The sequence below is a fragment of the Oligella sp. HMSC05A10 genome (assembly GCF_001808335.1).
GTDB classification, from domain to species: domain Bacteria; phylum Pseudomonadota; class Gammaproteobacteria; order Burkholderiales; family Burkholderiaceae_B; genus Oligella; species Oligella urethralis.
Map to the genome: position 1 here is coordinate 1 of NZ_KV792944.1, position 5,673 is coordinate 5,673.

Below are 5,673 nucleotides of genomic sequence, written 5' to 3' on the forward strand. Positions count from 1 at the left end.
CCGGTATTTAACTGCTTTTATGCAAAAGTCTCTGAGTCTTGTTATCTGGCAACCTAAAGGCTTGAACATCGGCTGGAGTGCCGGCGGGGGTGCGATACTTGCACTTATGCTAGGCGTGGTTGAATGGTCTGATGTGGCTGTGGTGTGGCAAATTGTGTGGGATGCAACCCTAACCTTCGTCGCACTGATAATTATTTCCCTTATCTTAGACGCAGCTGGCTTTTTTGCCTGGGCTGCCTTATATATAGCACGTTGGGGTAATGGTCGTGGACATCAACTATTTCCATTGATAATTTTGCTTGGTGCGGTGGTGACTGCATTTTTCGCTAATGACGGTGCGGTGCTACTACTCACACCCATTGTGATCGCTATTTTGCTGCAAATGAAATTTTCCCCTAAGGCCGCCTTTGCTTTTATTATCGCCACGGGTTTTGTGGCGGATAGCACGAGCCTACCACTCGTGATTTCCAATCTAGTCAATATTGTCAGCGCGAATTTCTTCGGTCTCAGCTTTGCGCAATACGCAATAGTCATGGTGCCAGTCAATCTTGCTTCCTTAGCCGCTACCTTAGGCGTGCTGTGGATTATTTTTAGAAAGGATATCCCCAAACGCTATGATGTGGCAACACTGGACGTACCCAGTTCAGCCATTCGCGATCCCTTGCTTTTTAAAGCGAGCTTTCCTATTTTGACCTTGCTCTTGCTTGCCTATTTTATTACCGGTCCCCTTAATGTGCCCATTTCTCTCGTCACAGGTAGCGCCGCCCTATTATTAATTATCATTGCTGGTCGCTGGTGGAACCTTGGCCAGGATACGACCATTCCCCTCGGCCAGGTCTTAAAACATGCGCCATGGCAAATCGTGTGGTTCTCACTCGCCATGTATTTAGTGGTGTACGGACTGAGTAATGCGGGGCTAGGCAACTATGGGGCAATGGCTTTGCAATGGCTCGCAGGCCAAGGTGACTTTATTGCCACCATCGGCACGGGTTTTCTGAGTGCCATCTTTGCCTCAATTGTCAATAACCTTCCCTCTACCCTCGTCGGCGCTTTAGCTATCGAACAGGCAAATATCGCTGCAAGCACCAAGGAGTTAATGATTTACGCCAATATCATTGGCAATGATTTAGGACCTAAATTCACACCGATTGGCAGTTTAGCTACCCTACTGTGGCTACATATATTAGCGCAAAAAGGCTATCGTATCAGCTGGGGCCAATACATGAAAATCGGCCTTATCATCACCCCACCGGTACTACTGAGCACACTCGTGGCATTAGTTTGGTGGTTGGAAGTGGTCGCCATGAATTAAAGTGATGAGGACGTGTTGCTGTATGCCTTAACATCATAAAAAAGACGGTAAAACAAAAACATCACATCCGTTTTTGATTTACCGTCAATTACTTCGATCAAAGCGTGAAGCACTTTGAATCGTTGCGAGTCATACTAAGGAGTTTGACTTGAGCGAGTAACTATTCCCACTCAATCGTTGCTGGTGGTTTACCTGAGATATCATAAACCACTCGACTAATACCACGCACCTCATTAATAATGCGGTCTGAGATATGTGCAAGCAACTCATATGGTAAAGGTGCCCAACGTGCATTCATAAAGTCATTGGTTTGAATTGCACGCAATGCCACCACATAGTCATACACTCGAGTACCCTCACTCACCCCCACCGATTTCACTGGTAGGAATACGGCAAAGGCCTGCGAGGTCAGATCGTACCAATTTTTACCCGTTTCAGCGTCAATTGCGTTCCGCAGTTCCTCAACAAAAATTGCATCAGCACGACGTAAAATATCCGCATAATCCTGATTCACTTCGCCTAGGATACGTACGCCCAAACCAGGACCTGGGAATGGATGGCGATAAACCATTTTCTCAGGTAGACCTAAGGCAACACCGAGCTCACGAACCTCATCTTTGAACAACTCACGTAGTGGCTCTAAAAGCTTCATGCTTAAAGTGTCGGGCAAGCCGCCGACATTATGGTGAGACTTCACCGCAACACCGTGCTTACCGGCAAGCGATTCAATCACATCAGGATAAATTGTGCCTTGGGCAAGCCATTTAGCATTGGGCATTTTCGCCGCTTCTTCTTGGAAGATTTCGACGAACTCACGACCGATAATCTTACGCTTTTGCTCTGGATCAGTTACCCCTTGGAGCTCATTCATAAAGCGCTCAACCGCATTAATATGAATGATATTTAAGCCCAAGTGCTCACGCATCACATCCATCACCTGCTTCGCTTCGAAGAGGCGCAACATCCCGTGGTCTACAAACACGCATGTCAGTTGAGAACCGATAGCGCGATGAATTAAAACCGCCGCCACTGAAGAATCCACCCCACCTGATAGGGCTAACAGGACCTGCTCGTCACCTACCTCTTCACGGATACGATCGATCATTTCCTCGGCATAAGAGGCCATTGTCCAATCACCATCACATTCGCAAATATCAAGCACAAAGCGACGTAGTAAAGCCTCACCCTGCTTGGTATTGCTAACTTCCGGATGGAACTGTAACCCATAAAAGCCACGCAGCTCATCTGCGATAGCGGCTATTTGGCAGTTTTTAGCAGTTGCAATCACCGTAAAGCCGGCAGGTAGCTCAGTAAGCTGAGTACCTTCACTCATCCAAACATCTAACTGATTTAAGCCTTCAGCCGAACGACCGTCAGATAAGGTGGCAAATAAAGGACTATTACCCTTCGTGTTAACATGCACCTGACTGAAGCGCTGCTCTTCAACGGCAGCCACTTCACCGCCCAGTTGCTTTGCCATCACGTGCATACCGTGACCAATAGCGAGCACTGGTACATCCGCTAAAAATACGAATGGCGATAGAGTCACTCCCTGCGCGGTCGTCACATCGTCAGGGTTAGCGCCGGATAAAATAATCCCCTTGACACCCTGCTGATTGATTTGTTCACGCAAGAAGCTTTCATCCACATCTGCGGGAAAAACCTCACTAAGCACACCCGCCTTACGAACACGGCGCGCAATCAATTGAGTGAGAGGTGAGCCAAAATCAAGAATTAAAATCTTTTGATGCATCATGATTATTTCCACAAAAGGACAAGATTAGTCAGCACGATAGTTAGGCGCTTCTTTCACAATTTGTACATCGTGCACATGTGACTCACGCACACCCGCGGCGGTGATTTCGACAAACTGAGATTTAGTGTGCATATCCTCAATGGTTGCGCAACCACAATAACCCATGGATGCACGAATACCACCGATTAACTGGTAGATAATGGCTAACACGCTACCCTTATAAGGTACGCGCCCTTCAATACCCTCTGGTACCAATTTATCAGCGTTATTGGCTGGGTCTTGGAAATAGCGATCAGCCGAGCCTTTTTCCATTGCCCCTAAACTACCCATACCACGGTATGACTTATAGCTACGACCTTGGAATAGAATTACCTCACCCGGTGCCTCTTCAGTACCGGCAAACATACCACCCATCATGCAGGTTGAAGCACCAGCCGCAAGGGCTTTAGCCACATCACCAGAGTAGCGAATACCGCCATCGGCAATTAAAGGCACACCGGTACCCTCAAGTGCTTTAGCAACATTCGAAATGGCCGTAATCTGAGGCACACCCACACCGGCAATAACACGAGTGGTACAAATCGAGCCTGGACCGATACCAACCTTAACCCCATCAGCTCCCGCTTCAACTAAGGCTAAAGCCGCTTCGCCGGTGGCGATATTACCACCGATAACCTCGACTTGCGGATAATTTTCCTTAACCCACCGGACACGTTCGATAACACCTTGGGAATGACCATGTGCAGTATCGATAATAATCACATCCACACCGGCAGCGACTAACTTCTCGATACGCTCCTCAGTGCCCTCACCAACACCAACCGCCGCACCAACTCGAAGCTGTCCGAGCTCATCCTTACAAGCATTAGGATTTTCAGTGCTTTTATAAATATCTTTGACCGTCGCAAGACCGCGTAATTCAAAGGCCTCGTTAACAATCAAAACTCGCTCTAAACGATGCTTATGCATCAAGGCTTGCGCTTCTTCAAGCGTACCGCCCTCAAGCATCGTCACTAAACGATCCTGAGGTGTCATCACCTCACTGATTTTAGCGTCTAGACGATCCTCAAATCGAGTATCGCGATTCGTCACGATGCCGACTACCTTTTTACCCTCAACCACGGGCAAACCGGAAATACCGTGTTCCTTTTGTAAAGCAATCGCATCACGCACCGTCATATCAGGCGTGAGAGTGTATGGATTAACCACAATACCAAACTCATGACGCTTAACACGAGCCACCTCAATTGCCTGCGCATCGGCCGACATATTTTTATGAATAATACCGATACCACCCTCTTGTGCCATGGCAATGGCTAGACGAGCTTCGGTCACGGTATCCATGGCCGCGGAAACTAAGGGAATGTTTAAGCTAATATTACGAGTGAGTTGAGTTTTTAAAGACGTGTCACGGGGTAACACATTTGAATACGCTGGAACCAATAATACATCATCAAAGGTCAACGCTTTTTGAAGTAAACGCATGAATCTCTCCTGGCGCAAAAGAGAATTATACTACGTTTATAAGGATAAAGCTTATTAAATCAATAAACTGACGCAAATTTACCTAGTGGCAGAGTCGTTTAGGAAAAGGCTTTAATGACCAAGCACTTTCTGCTCACTTTATGCCGCTAGAGCCTCTCTGAACTGTTCTTCACTCTTGCGTTTTCTCATCGTAAAACGCCTAACTATAAATTAATGGTAAGGAAACTTCTACAGTTGAGCTGTATTAATTTAGAGGGGGTATCGCTTGACACTGTTGCTAATCTTTTGTGGGTGATATTTCTTCTTTTAAAAGATGAAACTGCTGCCATTTTAAGTTCCAAGGCGGCGCTTAGAAAAGACACATAAGGCTAAACCTTATTTGTATTGAATTTATTTTATGTGTATAATACACACCATGAATAGCAAAGACCTTATCAAACACCTTGAGGCAAATGGCTGGCAGCTTAGGAATGTACGGGGCTCGCATCATGTTTTCCGTCACCCAACATTGCCTGGCCATATTAGCGTTCCGCACCCTAAAAAAGATTTGGGTAAAGGCATCGTTAATAAATTGCTTAAACAGGCAGGTCTGAAATAAAAGGAGTTAAAGAATGAAATATCCTATTGTTATTGAACCCGGTGATGAGCACACGGCTTGGGGCGTAGTGGTTCCTGATTTGCCAGGGTGTTTTTCGGCCGCTGATGAAGGTGTGAATGAGGCAATTGAAAATGCCAAAGAGGCAATAGAGTTGTGGATTGAGGAAGCCTTGGATAATGGTGAAGTAGTTCCGAAAGCTAGTTCTATTGATAAATATAAGGATGATCCTGATTATAAAGACTGGATATGGGCTATCGTAGAGATTAATCCAGACTTATTTGATGATCATATCGAAAGAGTTAATATCACATTGCCTAAACGCATACTGGCTAGGATTGATGCCAAAGCAAAAGAAGCTGGCAAAAGTCGTTCTGGTTATATCGCTCAATTGGCATTAACAAATTAGAGCCTGTAAATAATTTTATGTAACTTCCTTTAATCTGATATCCTTCATGTGAGTATTTCACATGGGAAGTTACATGACTCAAGACGACATCATTCAATCGTTAATCAAGCAATTAG

General features: G+C 45.8%; 5 protein-coding genes. 3 read left to right on the plus strand and 2 right to left on the minus strand.

All coding sequences use genetic code 11. From position 1 onward, the window contains the following. Positions 1–19: 19 nt before the first annotated feature. Positions 20–1,312 (plus strand): arsenic transporter, encoded by a 1,293-nt coding sequence (locus tag HMPREF3144_RS08880; protein ID WP_070477524.1) that lies wholly within the window; start codon positions 20–22, stop codon positions 1,310–1,312. A gap of 160 nt (positions 1,313–1,472) precedes the next feature. On the opposite strand, the gene guaA is transcribed toward HMPREF3144_RS08880, so the two are convergent. Then, positions 1,473–3,065, minus strand: a complete 1,593-nt coding sequence (gene guaA, locus HMPREF3144_RS08885) for a glutamine-hydrolyzing GMP synthase (protein WP_070477526.1) — start codon at positions 3,063–3,065, stop codon at positions 1,473–1,475. A gap of 27 nt (positions 3,066–3,092) precedes the next feature. Next, entirely contained in the window at positions 3,093–4,553 is a 1,461-nt protein-coding gene (guaB, locus tag HMPREF3144_RS08890) for an IMP dehydrogenase (RefSeq protein ID WP_018025988.1), read from the minus strand. 415 nt (positions 4,554–4,968) lie between these two features. Here guaB and HMPREF3144_RS11490 point away from each other — a divergent pair, with 415 nt between their 5' ends. Both HMPREF3144_RS11490 and HMPREF3144_RS08895 read left to right on the plus strand, forming a co-directional pair. Beyond that, a complete protein-coding gene (locus HMPREF3144_RS11490) occupies positions 4,969–5,151 on the plus strand; it encodes a type II toxin-antitoxin system HicA family toxin (RefSeq protein ID WP_026156779.1) in 183 nt (60 codons plus the stop codon). A 13-nt stretch (positions 5,152–5,164) separates the two neighbouring features. After that, on the plus strand, positions 5,165–5,557 hold the full coding sequence (locus tag HMPREF3144_RS08895; RefSeq protein WP_018025986.1) for a type II toxin-antitoxin system HicB family antitoxin: 393 nt from the start codon (positions 5,165–5,167) through the stop codon (positions 5,555–5,557). Positions 5,558–5,673: the final 116 nt, after the last annotated feature.